This is a genomic window from Halomonas sp. A29 (assembly GCF_046723295.1).
GTDB lineage: Bacteria > Pseudomonadota > Gammaproteobacteria > Pseudomonadales > Halomonadaceae > Halomonas.
Window position 1 is genome coordinate 191,612 of sequence record NZ_JAXQPR010000001.1, and the last position, 17,487, is coordinate 209,098.

A 17,487-nucleotide genomic window follows, 5' to 3' on the forward strand; every position below is an offset into this window, starting at 1 on the left:
TAATAGACAAACAATGTTTCAGCGCAATTAAAAAATCATGTTATGCCCTTCTTGCGCCGCAAATAGATAATTATAACGAATCACAATAACTGCAGCTGAAGAACAAATAACGAATCCAAATAAATATTCAATCCGATCGTTATCAACCATAAGCAAGGGTGTCAAATTTTGGACTGCCTCTCCGGCAGGTAGATCCGATCCCCAGGATAGATGACGCCAGGATCAATGATATGCTCCAGATTGAGCACCACAACCTGTTCGATATCATGTCCCTTGCGTACTGCTATCCCCCCCAGCGTCTGATGGGGTTCCACGGTAACTGCGGCATAACGTCCCTCATAATCGGGATTGAAGCGTCCACTTTCGCCCATGGCACCACTGGAATGCTCTGTGACGCCTTGCGCCATGGCCCAGCCAATCGGCTCCCCATCCGATCCCAACCGTACGGGAACCCATTCGTTGCCATCGCCATCGGTGACACGGCTCCCCGTCTGCTCCAGGAAGGTCCCATGCGGATAGTACGTGACGACAGGCGACACGCCGGCGGGGTCGGTATGCAAGGCCGTGCCTTGCCGATCGAGAACGACCAACTGGACTGCTTCGGTCATTGGCTGGAATGTCGTCGGCTCATCAGCGAGCCTAGGCGGTACGTTATCGGCATTCTCACCAGATGGTGGTGTTTCGGGTGGAGAAAAGTCAGATGGTACATAGCCGGGAAGTTCAGGATCTATATCTTCAACCTCCGTATTACTCTGCTCATAGTAGTGCTCCTTCATTCCCAAGGCGGCGGCGGGTATCAATGTGCCACCAAACCCCACGATCGTAGCAATGTCCCGTTTCTGCAATTTCATTGTCATGAAATCACCAAGGGGGCGGAACTTGGCAGATACAGCCGGCCCCCATCGGGTACCTAACTTTTTCCCCAGTGAGGAATCTCGCAACCATAAGCGGATGCTTGCCACGGCCAGCATGCTATTCGTGACAAGCTCGTATGTCGTACGCAGAGGACTACTATCTGTTGCGAGGCTTGACCCCACGCCCTCGGCACCACCAGCCACAAACAAGGGCAACGCAACATCGTCCGCCCAAGGCACCGCCTCCTTGCCCGTTGAGGCTTCCCGTAGCGTCTTGATAGCATAGGCAAAGTTACCGACAAAGAAGGCGCCATCTCGACCGGCATCCAAACCAGCAAGGGTGCCTTCCTTAAGAGTGCCATCCTTTATCTGGTTCAGGACCTCCCCACCCTCAGTGGATAGCACGATCTGCCCATCCTCAGTGGCTCCGTACTTACCCAACGTCCCGGCATTACTGGTGACGAATGTTACAAATTCGATACCGCGCAGGGTACGTCCTAGCCCCGTATCCACTGCTGTCGCCTTGGGTGCAATAGAGCGCAACGCCAGACTCGCTCCCCGCACACCGGCCGCAAGGGCGTTCAAAGGAACGGATATCTCAGGTGGTCCCACTAATACGGTAGCACCACCGACAGCAGCTACGCCAAGCAACAGCTTGCGAATCGCGCTCTCATAGCTCTTTGCCGAACTCCAGTTACCCTCTGCGCCGTTATAAAGGGTAAAGGGCAGCGTGTCCGGATTAGTGGGTTTGAGCGTTCCACGCAATTGACTCGCCCACTTGTCAGTGACAATGACGTAAGCCTCGCCGTCAAAATCTCTGTTACGCAGTACCCGACCACTCCCCGAGTCCTTAATATGGACGGTCTGCCGACCATTTCCGCCATCGCTCAAGGTATAGATTAGCGGCTGTTCACGCCGACTCTTCGGCCAGCGGATATGCCCATCGCCATCCACGCGTCCGCCACGTAGAACCGTTCCTTCGCGCAAGACGAAATTGGTGATATCCAACCGGCCAGGCTGAACGAAGTGAACGTGGTGCCCTGCAGGCAAGGAGCCGTTGAGAGATGCCTGATTCAAGGCTTCCAGGTCGCCAAGACGGTAGAGGCGAGACATCCCGGGAGGTGGCAGGGGTTCTCCATGCCGGGCCGGCAGCTTGCCTTGGGTCAATGTTTCGGGCGCCCCCTGATTGGGACGCGTGGCTCGCAACGCCTGATAGCCCATGCCGGCACCGAAGAGTCCACTGCCAAGGCCTATCAAGGCTTCGCTTCTCTCCAAGCCCGTCATATCCTGCCAGTTAGTCGCCAAATTGACGCCAGAATAGCCCATCAGTGGAACACCGACCACCATGGCGGCCCGATCGAGGCCGCGTGCCGCATTGAACGCAAAACTGCGCTGAGTCAGTTGATAGGCTGCTTCCTGGTACATGGGGTTCTGGCTCCAGGCTTTTCCCCAAGTATTCACGGCCCCAGTGCTTGTCCGTACGGCCACTCCCGCTGAGGTACCTGCCCGAGTGAGGCCGGCTACGCGGAAGGCGCTCGCCCCCATGGGAAAGAATGAGGTCGCCAGCATTGCTCCCTGCATGGCGCCTTCCGTACTGGCCAAAGGTCGACCATGCTCATGCATCTCATGAATATTGGAAACGCTGCGCGCCCCGAAGTAGGCGCCCCCTGCGAAAGCGATGGGTGCTGCGATCGGTGCCAAGGGAGGGATGAAAGAAGCGACTGTGGCGATACCGGTACCGATGCCGATAATGGGGTCCAGCCACTCTTCGGTGAAGCTCTTCTCGCGGGCCTGATGCCATTCATAGGTGAGATCACCACTGGCATCGGTCAGTCGGTTGGGGCTTTCCGGCAGGAACACATGGCCCTTATCGGACAAATAATTGTTCTGTCGGTAATCCTCGAAATTGCGATACTTACTGCCGCTCTCATCGACCAGCCATGTCTTGCCGTCACCATCCTCTACGGTAAACAACGCTGTATCGCGTACCCCATGGCTATCCCGATAAAGGATAGGGATGATACCAACTTCGGCGTTATCGCCTCCGATCTCGCGCAGTTGATCCTCGACAGCATCCACGAGTTCCTCGTCATCGCTGCCCAGTGCCTGATCGAGCACCTCACGCGCGTCGTCATCGTCCAACTTGATCGACTCCGGCAAGGCTTCGAGGCGATCCTCGATCGCTGTTCTTGCCACCTCAGGGTTTTCTTTATAATAATCTTCGATGATATGCCCATTTTCAGGGTCGAGCCGATCATCGAGGGAGTAATCCTGCCTTAGATGGTTGTTCCATTGCGCCGACTCTTGCAACTCTTCACGATCATTCACCACCTGTGCACGCACGTCGCTCAACTCACCGGCCTGCAGGCCATTTGCCAGATCTACCGAGTCGACTCCACTGGCCATGGCCAGCTCCATGGCCTCGCCCGATGCCTCAAATCCTGCCCGAACCAAGCCCTCTTCGGTCGTCAGCAGCGCCTCCTGACTGTCAAGCAGTTCGGTGCGCGCCTGTGTCAGGCTGCCGTGCTCACCGTTCGCCTCGAGGTATACCTCTTCCATCTGCCACGCGGCCTGGACACTCATCTCATGCTCCGCAGAGGCCCCGTCATTGAGCAGCTTCCAGGTCGATGGACGACTGGCACGGTAGTCGGATTCCACGGCGGCCAATGCCATCTCTTCGGCGGCGGTTGCACTGCTTTCACGTTGTGATCTGGCGGCTTCCAGAGCGCGCAGGGCCATCGCCACATCGGGATGGACGCTACGCTGTTCGCCAACGGTCGTCACCGGCATGGGGTCCATGATCTGCAGGCCGCCAGGGTCGAGCACCTGCTCATCGATCGTCACCAGCACGGGATCTACCCCGTCAGGCAATGCCTCGGTCAATTCCCGTGTCGTGCCAGTTCCATAACGCTCGACCTGGTCGCCATAGGCCTCCTGGGCTTCCTCGTAGGCCTGTTGTGCCGCGGCCAGAGGGTCTTCTTCTCCATCTTCCCCATGAGCCTCCCACCAGTCGGCCCACTCCCGGTCAAGACGCAATTGTTCTTCGGAACGTCCCTCCGGGGCGGTGCCCGGGGCGTAAGTCAGTGGAAAGTTGCGCGGTTCATCCTCGTCTTCATAAACATTGCGCAGATAGAGCTGACCATTGTCGCCCACGATGATGCCGGAGTCCGCCCCCATTATAGCGCCCGTCGAAATGTACTGGGCGCTAGGTCCCACTGCATCTGGATCCTTGAAGGTGAAGCCATCGGGATCGACGTGATCCGGATGCTGTTCACCGTACAGATCCTCCGCCCGTTCAGTAATGTCCTCACCGTCCTGAAGGACTTCGTGGCTGGCTTCCTTGTTCCGATATGCTTCCGCAACATCCGGGTGCACCCAGCGCATCACGCCATCGATCTCGATGCGCTCCGCCTCTTCGCCACCGGGCGTGACCGTGCCTTCGCCGTGCTCCTCGAGCTCGTCCTGATAGCGTTGTTCCAGCTCCGAAATGGGGGCATCCGCCGCTTCCGCCGCTTCACTGTACTGCTCGGCGAGCCACTCATTGATGGCGCTTTCGGCCTCGTGCCGGCCCTTCATTATTCCTGCCAGGCTATCTTCTGAGCTGTAGCGATACTCCTTATAGCTCGCCCAGTCATCATCGATCTGCTGCTGGGTCTGCGTCCGCCTGGATGTATCGCTTTCAGGGTCAAAGGTCAGCTGTTCTTCCAGCGGCTCATCCAGATTCTCATAGGTGGAAACCAGGAATAATTGACCATCGCGCTCGACGATTTCTTGGCTCTGTCGTGCACCTGAGTGCTCTTCGATCGGGTCCCCTAGCCGCTGCGGAGTGGTGTCGGTAAAGCCTTCGGGCTTGAAATGATCGGGGTGTTCCTGGCGCGCCTGATCTAAGATTCGCTCCCTCAGGTCTTCATCGATGTCCTTACCCTCGGTGAACTCCTGCCAGGCCTCGTTGGCCTCTCGCTGCGCTTGGGAGAAGTCATCAGGTATCTCTTCACCCGGTGCATAGGTGAGCGGTAGCTCCTTCGTCGTCTCCTCGAAGCCCTCGCCGTAGGTATTGATGACAATGAGCTGACCATCGCGCTCGACGACCCGCGAGTCCGTCAGTTCGCCCGATTCCCACTCATAGTCTCCCCCCGGTCCACCAGGGCGCGTCTCCGAATAGCCCTCGGGACGGAAGTACTCCGGGTTGGCTGAGCGGAAGGCCTCAAGAGCTTCCTCTTGCAGACGCGCAGGCTCCTCGCCCAGCTTCAGTTCCTGCCACTCCTCGTTGAGGCGCCGTTGTTCGTCCGACAGACCGCTTAGGTCGTCGCTATCGGGACTCAGGGTCAGTGGCTTATCCAGGGGACTATCGCGATCTGCATAGATATTGCGCAGGTAAAGCTGGCCATCTATCTCAACCACGGACTGGTGCAATAGCTCCCCGGTATGCTCTTGTTCCCCTGAGGAGTTTCTAGGGGTAGACGATGCAGTGGTCTCCTCGAACCCTTCCTCCTTGAAGTAGTCCGCGTACTCCTCATCATTACGATAGGCTTCGAGGATTTCCCCCTTGAGCCCATCGGCTTCCTCTTGCAGATCTTGGAATTCTTTCTCCGTTTCCAGGTAGTCTATCCAGGTATTGGCGCTGCTCAGACTCTCCTCGGCGTCATCCAAGCTCAGCCCTAGCTGTTCAAAATCCGGCGGCACCCAGCGCAGCCCATGCGGTGCCCACAACTCATTGATGCGCTCGATGGCAGCGTCCATGGCATCCTCGTACTCGTCATCGAGCCCATAGACCGCCAACTGCGACAGATCGCGCGTGGCTTCCGCCTCTGCCAGTCTCAGCGCCAGCCTTGCCGACTCCCGATCTTGGAGCACCTCGGCAATGGCCGAATCCACCCACTTCCATTCGCCCTGGTAGAGCATCGCGACCCAATCGCCTCCCGAGGGGGCCTCGTCACTCGGCGGCTTGCCCAGGGGATCGCCTTCTTCCGCCTCTTCGCCAGGCTTGATGACATCGCCCTCATCGCCATCTTCGCCGAGGATTTCCTCGAGCGCGTCTTCCACCGCCTGATCCTGATCCTCCAGGTCGGCTTCGAGATCATTGAGATCCTTGAGGTTGCCCTCGTCGTCCCGCTCCGCCAGCATCTCGTCGATGACGGCCTGCAACACCCTGTCCTCGTCGGAGCCATCGGGATCGAGCTCAAGCAGTTCCTCGGCCATAGACTGCTCTTTCGTTCCCCGCTCGATCGTGATCTCCTGGTCATCTTTGTGGCGGTGCAGCGTCAGATCGCCATCCGGTGGGGTCGTCAGCGTATAACCGTTGTCGGTTACGTGGGTCGTCGTTTCGCCATCGTCATTCCTCCTGATCTCGGTCTTACGACCCGTCGTATCTTCAGCGATCTCATGCTCAACACCATCGAAATACTCGGTTCTAGTAAACTTGCTGCCATCGGAATTCTCGAAGTAGGAGGAGTTTGCAATTTCATCATCATCATCTGCTCCTAGACGATATCTCGCGATCTCTTCGCCTGTTTGAATACTAACGATTCTTACGGTACGTTCGAAACGTACCGACCCCGTTTCCCTGTCATCTTCCTCATACATGAACCCAGCAGCATTCAGTTGAGCATGTATCTGTTCTTCCGTAACTCCTAACTCCTCAGCAATGTCTTCGACACGTTCACCTTCAGAAACTCTCCTTGATATATCGTCAACCCCCTCCCTGCTTGGAGTTTGACTTTTATCCAACTCTATTGCCGTGCCATCTTCATAGATAACCACATAAAATCGATTACCAGCTTCATCAACCACTTCTCTTATCGTCATTCCCTCTGACGTCTGCCTTTGAGAAACCACTTCTCTTCCATGAATGTCGTAGTCAATAGAGGAATGTATTTTTCCCTCATCACTCGCCACTTCAATCCAATAAGTGTCATCGCCATGGTCATAATATTCACTGATTGTCTCACCCGTGTCAGGATCCGTGATCGTGGTCCGAGTGATATCGTCATTATTGAGCCCCCATTCCGACGACTCGACCTCATAGCCACCCGCTTCGAGTCGATCAATCACCTCTTCTCGATTCAGTTCGTCATCTCCGAATAAGCCGAGCCCTCTACCCTCGGCAATCTCATCAGCCAGGCTTTGAGCCTGCTCGATCGCATCCTCGTCGACGACAGGTTCGTCTTCGGCGACTACGTTATCAACAGGTTGAAAAATTACATCCTGGGTCGAGGGGTCGAAGATCAGTGGTTCGACGTTTGGAGTGTCGAAATTTTCCGGCTCAAGGGGCACATGAAGGGGCGATTCTGAGGCAACTTCCAATGGCGGAAGGTAGGCCGGCAAATAGACACCATAGCCCGCCATGGAGGTTTGAGCAGTTCTCACCGGGTGGTAGCTCGTACCACCGCTCCATTGTGGAGTAGAGACGGGCTGTTGCGGAGTGAACTGTGGCTGGCTAGACAGACGTGCCTTGGCAGTTGCTCTGATCAGGGTCTTGGAGAAGGTCGAATCACTTCCACTCGAGACCCTGGCGGCCAATCGCATAATACTGTTCAGTCTCATTTTTGTTCTCCTTCCGTGGCACCACCGAGCCTGTTCATGTCAGTGTGGGGCGAGGTTGCAAAAAAGCGCTCAATGCCCTTGGCCGGGCAAACTTATCCTGCCGTCTAGGCTCGATCTTTATCCGGTAAATAGATGCGATCGCCCGGATAGATAACGCTTGGATCGATGATGTGCTCCAAATTGAATTCCACGACATCCTTGATGCCATGCCCTTGGCTGACAGCGATACCGCCCATTGTCTGGTTCGGTTGCACGATGATCGCGGTGTAATGGCCATCAAGCGCAGGGTTGAGGCGCCCCCCGTCGTCTCCCATGGCGCCGGTGCCGTGCTCATCCACATAGCGGGCCATTACCCAGCCCTGCTGCTCGTCCCCTGCCATGTCGATGCCGCGCACGGCCAGCCAATCGTTTCCCGAGCCGTCCATGTCACGCTCCCCCCTTGCCTCCAGAAAGGTGCCATACCGTAGAGTCATGACAACCGAGGCTTCCTCAGTAGGCGCCGATCTCAGGTGCAGGCCATCCTGGGGAAGGACGACAAGTACGAGAGCAGCAGCAGCTTCCTCTTCTTCGGGTAAATCGCCCGGAGGTTCGGGCCTCACCGGGGGAGGCGTTGTATCTTGCGGATCGAGCCGGCTTTGTATGCCATCATCCAGTCCTGTATCGCCCGGATCCGCCTGGCTCTCCTCGACGAAGAAGTCCAGTATCTGGTCGCTGGCAAGACTGATGCCGAACATGGCGGGCACGGCAACCAGGGTCCAGCGTGCCAGGTCGATAGCCTGTTTCTCCTTCAATGACGAAGGCGGGCGCCCAAGACGGAGCACTGATCTCATCTCGTTCTTGGCGACTTGATATCCGTAATAGGCAATCCCGGCTCCTGCGGCCACTCCAGCCGCATGTGGCGCCGCCCCCACATAATCCAGCAGCACTTCACCATTACGGATTTGATTAATACCTGTTACAAAATTAGTGAAGGATATAGTGCTGCCAATGAGTGGCGCTGGCATGGCAGCCAGCAGCCTCAACGGGATACGAACTTCACTGTTGCGATCGGCAAAGTTGGTTCCGATTTTGCCACTTATAAAGCGCAGGGTGTTTTGAAAGAAGCCGTTGTTGCGCGCAATAAAACCCATACCCGCCTGCGTCGGGGCGGCTCCCGTCATTAAGGAGGCCGGAGCCGTGACCATATTGACCCAATTCGTGATGGCATCACTGCGCGCGAACTTGCGACCAAACTCTGTGCGTGTATCGGTCGTGCCAAGGCTAGGCAATTCGACACCCAGCGCAGCGGTAGCAGCCAGTTCATAGCGACGAACCTCAGCCACGATGGCATTGTGACGATCCCGCGGCGAAAGCGAGGCATCCTGTCTCAAGGCCTGGATATTGGTATGGGCCTGGTAGGCATGCCAGATCACCTGCTCGATGTCCCTATCGGCGATATTGCTGTCTTTCGACACCGCTCTGAAACGCTCTACCAGCAGCGCATCGCTTCCCTCGACCTTGGCATCTTCGCTGATGTTCTCCCATGCCACTCGCTCATCTCGGGTAATCGAGGTCTTCTCTACGGCTTTCTTGGCACGCCAACTGGTTGCTGTAACACCGGCCGCCAGCAGAATTTCCGGAACGGGGCTACCCGGAACAAGTAAAGGGCTTCCGGTCAGCCATGCATGACCACCCAAGACCGCCGCAGGCGTGACAGCAACGGTACTCAACCCAAGTGCCTTCAACCACGCTTTCACCTTGGTCCTTTTATCGACCATGCCCCAGGGGGTGCCCATGTCCACCTGTTTTTTTCCTCCTGCCAGAGTCGGCACGAGGGATTCGGAGGTGATGGGAAAAGGAACCGTCGTCTCGGAATGCGGTACGGTGCGCTGCGACTCCGCAGGCAGCGATGCCACCCACTGGTCGAACGACTCGCGCGCCCGTTGGTTCATGACCTGTCTTCGATCGGTCAGGAGGTTCGCTGAATCCAACCCCACATTCGGCTGGCTTGACTCCATCGCACGAGCGCGGGCGCCATCGATCAATGTTTCGTAGTGCCCCCGCACGAAGTCGAAGGCGAACGAAGCATCCGCTCGTGCCAGATCGGCAATGAAGGGAGACAGCGTTGTCAGCGTGCGTTGGTAAACCTGCGGATTGGCAGGGGCGAATGAACTACTTTCATAGATCACCGCATCAGGATGGCGCTGCATGAAGGCGATCAACGCCTGGCTCAGCGCCGGGTCGCGAGAAAGCCACATCGCTGCCTGCTCGCCCACCGTGAACCTGACGTTGGGAGCGGCCGACACCAGCTCCTCCATCTTGGCGATATGACGCGGCAGGGTTTCGCGGCGAATCTGGCCAGCATTGTCAGTCAACGTCGCGTCGTCCTGCTGTCGATCGGGCTGAACAAAGGTGTCAAGGCCGAGGTCCTTGAGGACGATGGGAGCATCGGCGCTGTCATATTCTCTCGCCAACTGCTGGATCGCCTGGAACTGCTTGTCGTAGCTTGCCACCCCTGCCTGCGGGCGACCGTCTGTGCCGACCGGAACAGGACCCCAGTTGGCTGTGATGAATATGGGGTAGCCCGACTGCTGCCCTGCCGTGATCACCTCACCGAGCAATGCAACATGTGCCGGATTGTCGAAGTGAAACCCCTCGCTGAACCGGTTCGACACTTTGCCTTTCTTGCCCAGCATGGTGGTGGTAACGCCTTTTTCCGCTACCACATGGACACTGCCAAAAATGGAGGGGTGCTCCCGCGCCATCTGGCGGATGAATGCCGGAGCCCGCTTGTGATTGGGTGGTACCCAAAGCTGCGGGTCCACCTTGGCAGCCAGCGCCGGCTGTTCCGATGCCAAGGCGCGGAAGTCCTGCGCCAGCCGGCGCGTCTTCTTGCGCCACCAGATCTGGCTGCCTTGTTCCGCATTGATGGCATGTTCACTGGAAGCACCGAAACTCTCGGCGGGAACGGCAACCGTCGCCCGAGCAAATTTACCCAGCCGTGTAGCAAACACCGCCAGGGTTCGATCATCCCGCGGTACTCCCGTTGCCGGGGAAGCCCCAGCATCGGCCACGCTGTATTGCAGGTTTCGCTGTGAGAAGCCGGAGAGCTCATGAACATGCACAGCAGGCTGAAAGCCCTCGGGCGCCTGAGTTTCCAGTGAGATGGTCAGCCCGCGCTTCTCGCTGAAAGGCGAGGCACCGTAGGTAGAGAGGTTCCAGCCAGTTGCACGGTGAGTCTTGAAATCCTGGCCATGACGCCCGCCCAGGCCGGTCAGCCCTTCGGCCGGCCATCCTTCTAGCTGCAGGAAAGTATCCGAGTAGCTGGAGCGCCGAGAGGTTCGATCGATCAACAGCGCTTTCAGCAAAGCGGGGGACTCTCCGGAATCCGATACCAGCCCCGAGCGCCGGAACAAGGCCCGTGGATGGGTGTAGTGGGAGTGGCCCTTGGCGGAGGTCAGGTAGTTTGCCGCCGACGATTGCTCAAGCGCAGCGTAGAAGTCGCTACGGCCGTCTCCTCCGCGCTGGGCCACGATGTGCGATCCACTGATCAAGTGCTCGAGGAAGTGCTTGATCTCGGCTGAGCGGGAAAACTCACCAGCCGCCAACTCCTCCGACGTGTGATAAAGGCGATGGGTCGTCGAAGCACCGTCCGCCGATGGTTGCCCGTCGGCTCCAAGATGCGGTTCCCGCATGACGACTCGATGCTCCTGGACATATTCGGCCAAGGCCTTAAGGAAGGCATAGTCACCAGCCTGGTACATGGCCGGCATGGGCTGGTCCGGCGCGAAGAGAGCGTGCTGCCAAGCACCGTGCAGGTTGTCGATGATTCTCTGACGCGCCTGCGGCGAGATCAGGGACATGCTCGTCTCGCCGTTAAGCTTGGCGGCCTCAATACTGGCAGCCAGCCGCCGCGGGTCGCGTACCGACGGGCTGAACAGGCTGTCCTGGAAGCGTACGATGCCCGCATCGCCATCGGCGGAGAGTCCGAGATTCGACGGCAGCTCGACATAGCCTTCAGACTGCCATGGAGGGCGCACTGCTCCCGACTCATTGCCGCCCTGACTCACCACCGCGGCACGAGCAGGTTGTTGGGGAGGACTGGACGCCTCAAACGTTGCCGGAGCCTCCACTTCCCCTCGTCCGGGAGCGAGCCAGGTATCCTTACCAGCGTAAACGGCGAAGGCCAGCCCCTCGCCGCTGCGGAAACGCTCACGGATCTGGCTGGCCGACAGCTCGCTGACCACGGCATGAATCCGACCATTGCGATTGTCTGCATTGACTGCCTGCCCCTGCGGCCAGCGAAAGCTGCCGGCGTCATCCACACGGCCGCTACGCGGCACCGTGCCCTGCTCCAGGGTGAGCGTGGAAGTATTCAGCTCGGGAGTCCGCACCAGGTGCACGTAATGCCCCGGGGGAAGCGCACCCTGATTCGAGGCCTCGTTCAGTGCCTCGAGGTTCTCGAGACGATAGACGCGGGCCAAGCCTTCAGCCTCTGGCGACATTGACCTAACTTGCGGCGCTACTTGGGAAGTCGATGCTGAGGTAGAGGCCTCGGTCAGCCGCCGCTGCGTCTCGGCGGCACGCTCGGCTTGCGCCTTGGCTTCGATGAGCTCGCCCCCTTTCGGCGTCTGTCCGCTCTCCTGACTTGGCTTATGGCCTTCTGCAGCCCCGCGAACCCAGGGCATCAGAATCCTTTCACCGGTTTCCGGGTCACGAATCAAGATATGCGTCTTGCCCGCCAACGTAGGAGAGTCACCTCGCGCTCCCACCGTTCCGTCCGAGACGTAGATAGCCTCTTCGGATTTGGGATAAGAGCCGTAAACTCGGTCTGCGATTACCCCCCCTGTCTCTTCACTGAAATAGCGGCGCGGCTCGGGGCCGGATGGCGTCGTGGCATTTCCCTCCTGATAAGCCGGATTGCGCACGAACTCACCAACGAAGTTGCCATTCGGATCCACCTGACGCCATCCCATCACTTCACTCCATGGGATGCTGCCGTCGACGGCCATCTCGTTCACTTGCCTCATATGATCACTGACGGGACGCCCCATCGCTTCGAACGCGCTGGCCACATGCACACGCTCTCGACTCGGGTTGAGAATGTATACGAACGTGTGCCCTTGATCGCTCGCTGCCCGGGATTCCTGCGAGACGAAAGCCTTGACGCCCTCGACCGAACCACTGGTGCCGACGAACCGCCCCCGCGTATTACCAAGCACATAGCTACTGAGGGGAATACCCTGCGGGTTGTCCACCCAGATTCCCGTGGGCTCTGGAGGCAAGAACCCTCCAGCAGCTTCGATTTGTCCAGGTGATCGAGCATCCGCCCTGAAGACGTAAGGCCCCATGTTGCCCCGTGGCCTACCATCAGAATGCGAAGCCGTAGGACGCGGCGGCGGTGGCGAAGTTGCCTCGGTTCGAGTGTCGGACAACGCTGCCTGCTCCGCCCGCCCCTCAATGGATGCTGCAACTGTCTGAGAGGTCCCATCCCTTGCAGCAGGTTCCGAAAGGATCGGATTGTCATGGGCGCTTTTTGCTGGCGGAGAAGCACCTTCGCCTGTCTCACCTGGAACCGGGGTATCCCTGCCGCTCTGGGTACCGTCGGCAGAGGGTCGTTGGGAGGTGCCACCGGTAACTCCCGAAGTATCCATGTCAGGCCTAGGTAACGGCGTACTGCCCCCTCCATCGGGAGAAGGAGGCCCATCGGGTTTGGGTGTAGGCGTGACCGTGGGCTCCCGTAAAGGGCGCGTGGTCCTGAGCCCATAAATACCCAGCCCGGTTCCTGCAAAGCCGGTAGAAAGGCCCAAGACAGCATCGAACTTCTGCAGGCCGTTCATCTGGTCACCATTGACCGCTAACTGGTAGCCGGATACTCCCATGAGCGGAAGACCGGTAGTGATGGCCCCCCAGTCCGCTCCCCGCGCCAATCGATTCCAGACGTCGGTGCTACGCATGTAGGTGTTGGCATTGGCCGCCAACGCCGAATTCGGTTTGACGGCACCGATGCTGGCAAGAAAAACCTCCCCTCTCGTCATGTTCAGACTGGAATTTCTGGCCATCCCGACCATGCGAAACCCACCGGCCTTGACCGGCAGGAAGGTCGTGGCAATGGAAAGATAGTTTAGGCCCGACTCCAAGTCGTTCCAGTTTCCGCCACGCTGCATATGATTGCGCTGATGCTCGAAGGCCCGGTAACCCAGGTAGCCGCTACCCAGTAATGCCAGAGGTACGGCCACGGGGGCCGCTGGAGTAAAGGAAAGCACAGTGGCAACACCGGTCCCGATGCCGACCAGCGGATCGACGATCTTCTCCTGTACCGATACATTGCGAGCGGTAACGACTTCAAGAGGAATGACGCCATCATCGTCTGGACACATTTCCAAGTCCTTGGGAACTACCAGCCTGCCCTCCTCGCCAAATAGCCGGTTGTGGTCCTGGAAGTCATCCAAGTCGGCGTAGTGCTTGCCTGTGCCATCGACGTAGCGAATTTCACCGTCATCACCGCGCACAGCGAGAAGCACTATCTCTGATCTTCCGCCCTCACGATCGAGATGAAGAAGCGGCACTGCCCTAACTGCCGGCCACTCTCCCCCAATGTCATGAATCGCGTCCAATACGTCGCCGTACTCTTCTTGCTCCGTGGTCAAGCCAAGGTTGTCTTCGAGAAACGTATCCAACCCCTCTTTAGACAAGACATGAAATGTCGTATCGAAGCCCTGTGCATGAAATTCCTGGAAACGCGACTGGAAAAGAATATCCAAGGCTTCATCGCCCTTATCGATGACGGTATCGTATTCCACACGCGCCGCGTAATCGGCATCCGATTCGCCCAGTAAACGCATGGGTTGCTCGGTAGCCAACTGGTAGCGATCGGCCATGTTGCTTACTTCATCTCTTGCTGTCTCCAGGATGTTACGCTGTGTCTCGTCACTTGCGATCTCTAAAGCAGCATGTGTAATCGCAATTTCCGCATGGACCCATTGCTGCTTCCCATCGATCATGATTCCGACTGGTTGATCGCTGGATTTCAAGACATCCAGGTTTCGTTCCTGCGCTTCGAATTCAGCCGCCACATCCGCTGTCACCCATAGCACCTGGCCACCAAACTTGATTTTCTCCAGTTCCACATCATCCGAAAAAATTTCCTCAGGCGTCCCCTCAGTTGCCTGACCATGCTTCTCAAAGAGGAATTCGAGCTCAGTTTCAAGGTCGGTAATCTGCTCGTCGAGGCTCTCAAGGGCAAAGTCGTAGCCTTGCTCGAGAGCATGGTGCAGGGCGGTGCCCGCCTCGCTTTCCTGCCCCTGCGCCGCTTGCCGGTTTTCGCTGAGCTCAAGCCATGACTCGGTGAGCTCAGGATCTCGATTTCTTTCCCACCATTCACTCATCTCTTCGGGAGCCAATCGCTCTTCCGTAGTACCTTTCTCAAAATGAGTGACAACCCACAGACCATCCTCTCGTTCTTCAATGACCTGCTGTCCAGTGAACTCACCTAGGTATTTACCGCCAACGGTGTTGAACTTCTTGCCTTCCTCCAGCAGCCCCTTGTCCTCATTGAAAGCCTCAAGCAGCTGCTCCCTCATCTCGTAGGCTTCAACAGTCAATTGGAGGTTGTCCCGCCGCGCCACATGAAAGTCGTAATAGGCTTGAGCCGTGCTCACCTGAATGCCGGCTCCCTCCTGACTGGTCTTGGCCTCCTTGAGTTCCTTCTCTATTTCCTTGTAGGAATCGCTATCGGGATCGACCTCCGCCAGCATGTCCTCGAGTTGTGAAACTTGATAATCCACCAAATGGCTTCCGCCCTTGGCATTGTGCAGTCCGGCTTCCAAGAAAAGCACATTGACATTGGCCTGTGCGGCCTCGTAGACGCTTCTCTCCTGTTCGTATTCATCGGCCATGATCTGCAAGTCGGCAGGGCTGTCTTCACTGGTGCAGACACCCCCACTGGGCAAGTCGGGCATTTCACCTTGCGCAGAAATGGCCTCACCCAGCAGACGCTCGGCCTTCTGATATTCCTCCACGGCTTTACCGGCAGCTTCCTGCCGGGTCTCCGCTCCATCCAACTGTGCTCGGGCATCTCCTAAGGTTCCCTCTGACTCGGGCCGAACCCATACCAGACCCTGCGGAGCCAGGGCCTCATCGAACATGTTGCCGGCTCGCTGAAGCGCCTCTTCATAAGCCGGATCGAGCGCAAAAACATTCAGTTGTTTCTGACTACGCTCGAATTCGGCAAAGGCTTTGAGCTGCTCCGCTTCCAAGGCATTCAGCGCTGCCGTCGCCTTGGCCACCTCCGGATCCAGCCACTTGCCATCCATGGGTACCCAGTCCCCTCCCGAGGGCGGCGGTTCGAGCGGTGGATTTCCGTAGGGGTTCTCGTAGGTGACATTCCTGTCCGGCTGCTCGCCAGGACCATATTCTTTGATCGCCTCGTCCAGGGCTTTCTGCTGCTCGGCTACCGTCCCATCGGTGCCATCGCTTCCGTAAAGCTCCTGAAAGGTTTCGCCAGCCAGCGCGCGCTCCACCGCAGCGAGCACGACCTCCGACGCCCGGGCCTCATCAGCATCGGTACTGTCGAGGTCAGCGGTCATCAATGTCTCGACCATCGCCTCGAGAGGCGTACCTCGCTCGACTTCTACTTTGGCGCCATCCTCCTCACGGCGCACCGTGATGTCCCCATCCGGCGGCGTAGTCACGGTATAGCCATTGTGAGTCACTCGGGTCGTCGTCTTGCCATCGGCACTCTCGCTGGTCACGGTCTTACGGCCGTTGGCCTCCACGAGCGTCTCGGTGCTGCGTCCATCCCGGTAGCCCGTCCGGCGAGTCTCGTTGCCCTCGACGTCGAGATAGACCGAAGAGCTTCCAGTGCCTAGCCCGGAGCTATAACTTGCAATCACCTCCTCGCCATCTGCATCAGTGATCCTGGTGGTATATTGCTCCCCACCATTAGCCAACTCATCGGTCTCGGACTCGACCTTGAAGCCGGAAGCGGCCAGTTGGGCAATGATCTGCTCAGGTTCAAGCCCCAGATCCTCGGCAATCGCATTGATGCTCTTGCCTTCGGAGACCGCCTCGGCGATCTCATCAATTCCTTCGCGGCTCGTATCCTGCTCAGGCTCCAGCTCTGTGCGATTGCCTTCATCATCGATAATGATCGTCGTGGTCTTGCCGTCGTCAATAGTGACTTCTTCCACCGTTACGCCATTTTGTTCGTACGTGACGGTCGTGGTTGTTTTGCCGTCGGAATCTACGGTTCTCTCGGTTACCCGGCCCTCAGTATCGATCACACGGGACGTCTGTGTACCATCGGCGCCAATCTCATGACTGACGAGGAGGTCGCCACTTCCTGATTCGGTGATTCTCGTGGTATCGGTGTCATCGGACTCGAGCTCGAAACCGGCCGCTTGGAGTTGAGCAACCACCTGTTGGGGTACTAGACCCTGCTCTTCCGCAATCTCTTCGATACTCTGGCCATCGGCGACCCCATCAACGATCTCCTCAATGCCTTCCCGGCTCGTATCTTGCTCAGGATCCAGCGTCGTTTGGGTGCCATCTTCGGCCACAACTACCGTCTCGCTATTGCCGTCGCCATCGGTCATCGTGATCGTTACCACGTCACTGTTCGGTAATTCTGTAGTCTCGACCTCATACCCCTCCGCTTCGAGCTGCTCTATTGTCTTCCCATCAATGGCAATCTCATCCTCGGTCGGCAAGCTATCGGCAGGCTGGAAAAGGTCATCTCGCTGCCACGGGTCGTGACTCAGCGGGTCGAAAAACGGAGTGTTGGTATTTTCTGGTACGAAGGGACCGTAAAGGGGCGGTTCCGAGTTGAGCGGTAACTGCTGCACGTATTCCGGCGTATAGACGCCATAGCCCGCGGGGGTATGGTTTGCATTGATCGGTTGAAACGGCGTTCCCCCACTGTTCCATTGCGGTGTCATTGGCGCCGTTACGGTCTGTTGCGGGGTGAACTGTTGCGGGGTGAACTGGTGCGTGCTGGGCGGCCTCGGCCTGGCAGCCGCCATCATCAGCGCACGGGAGAAAATCGAATCGTTGCCGGACGAGATCCTGCTGGCCAGCCGCAATACGCTATTCAGCCTCACCATTGTTGTTC

2 protein-coding genes are annotated in these 17,487 nt (G+C 57.9%); both read right to left on the bottom strand.

Annotated features, from left to right (window positions below):
* Positions 1-161 precede the first annotated feature (161 nt).
* Positions 162-7,397 carry a hypothetical protein gene (locus SPH52_RS00955; protein ID WP_411793119.1) on the bottom strand — a complete coding sequence of 2,412 codons (7,236 nt, stop codon included), beginning with the start codon at positions 7,395-7,397 and terminating at the stop codon, positions 162-164.
* 104 nt (positions 7,398-7,501) lie between these two features.
* Positions 7,502-17,479 carry a DUF4781 domain-containing protein gene (locus SPH52_RS00960; RefSeq protein ID WP_411793120.1) on the bottom strand — a complete coding sequence of 3,326 codons (9,978 nt, stop codon included), beginning with the start codon at positions 17,477-17,479 and terminating at the stop codon, positions 7,502-7,504.
* Positions 17,480-17,487: the final 8 nt, after the last annotated feature.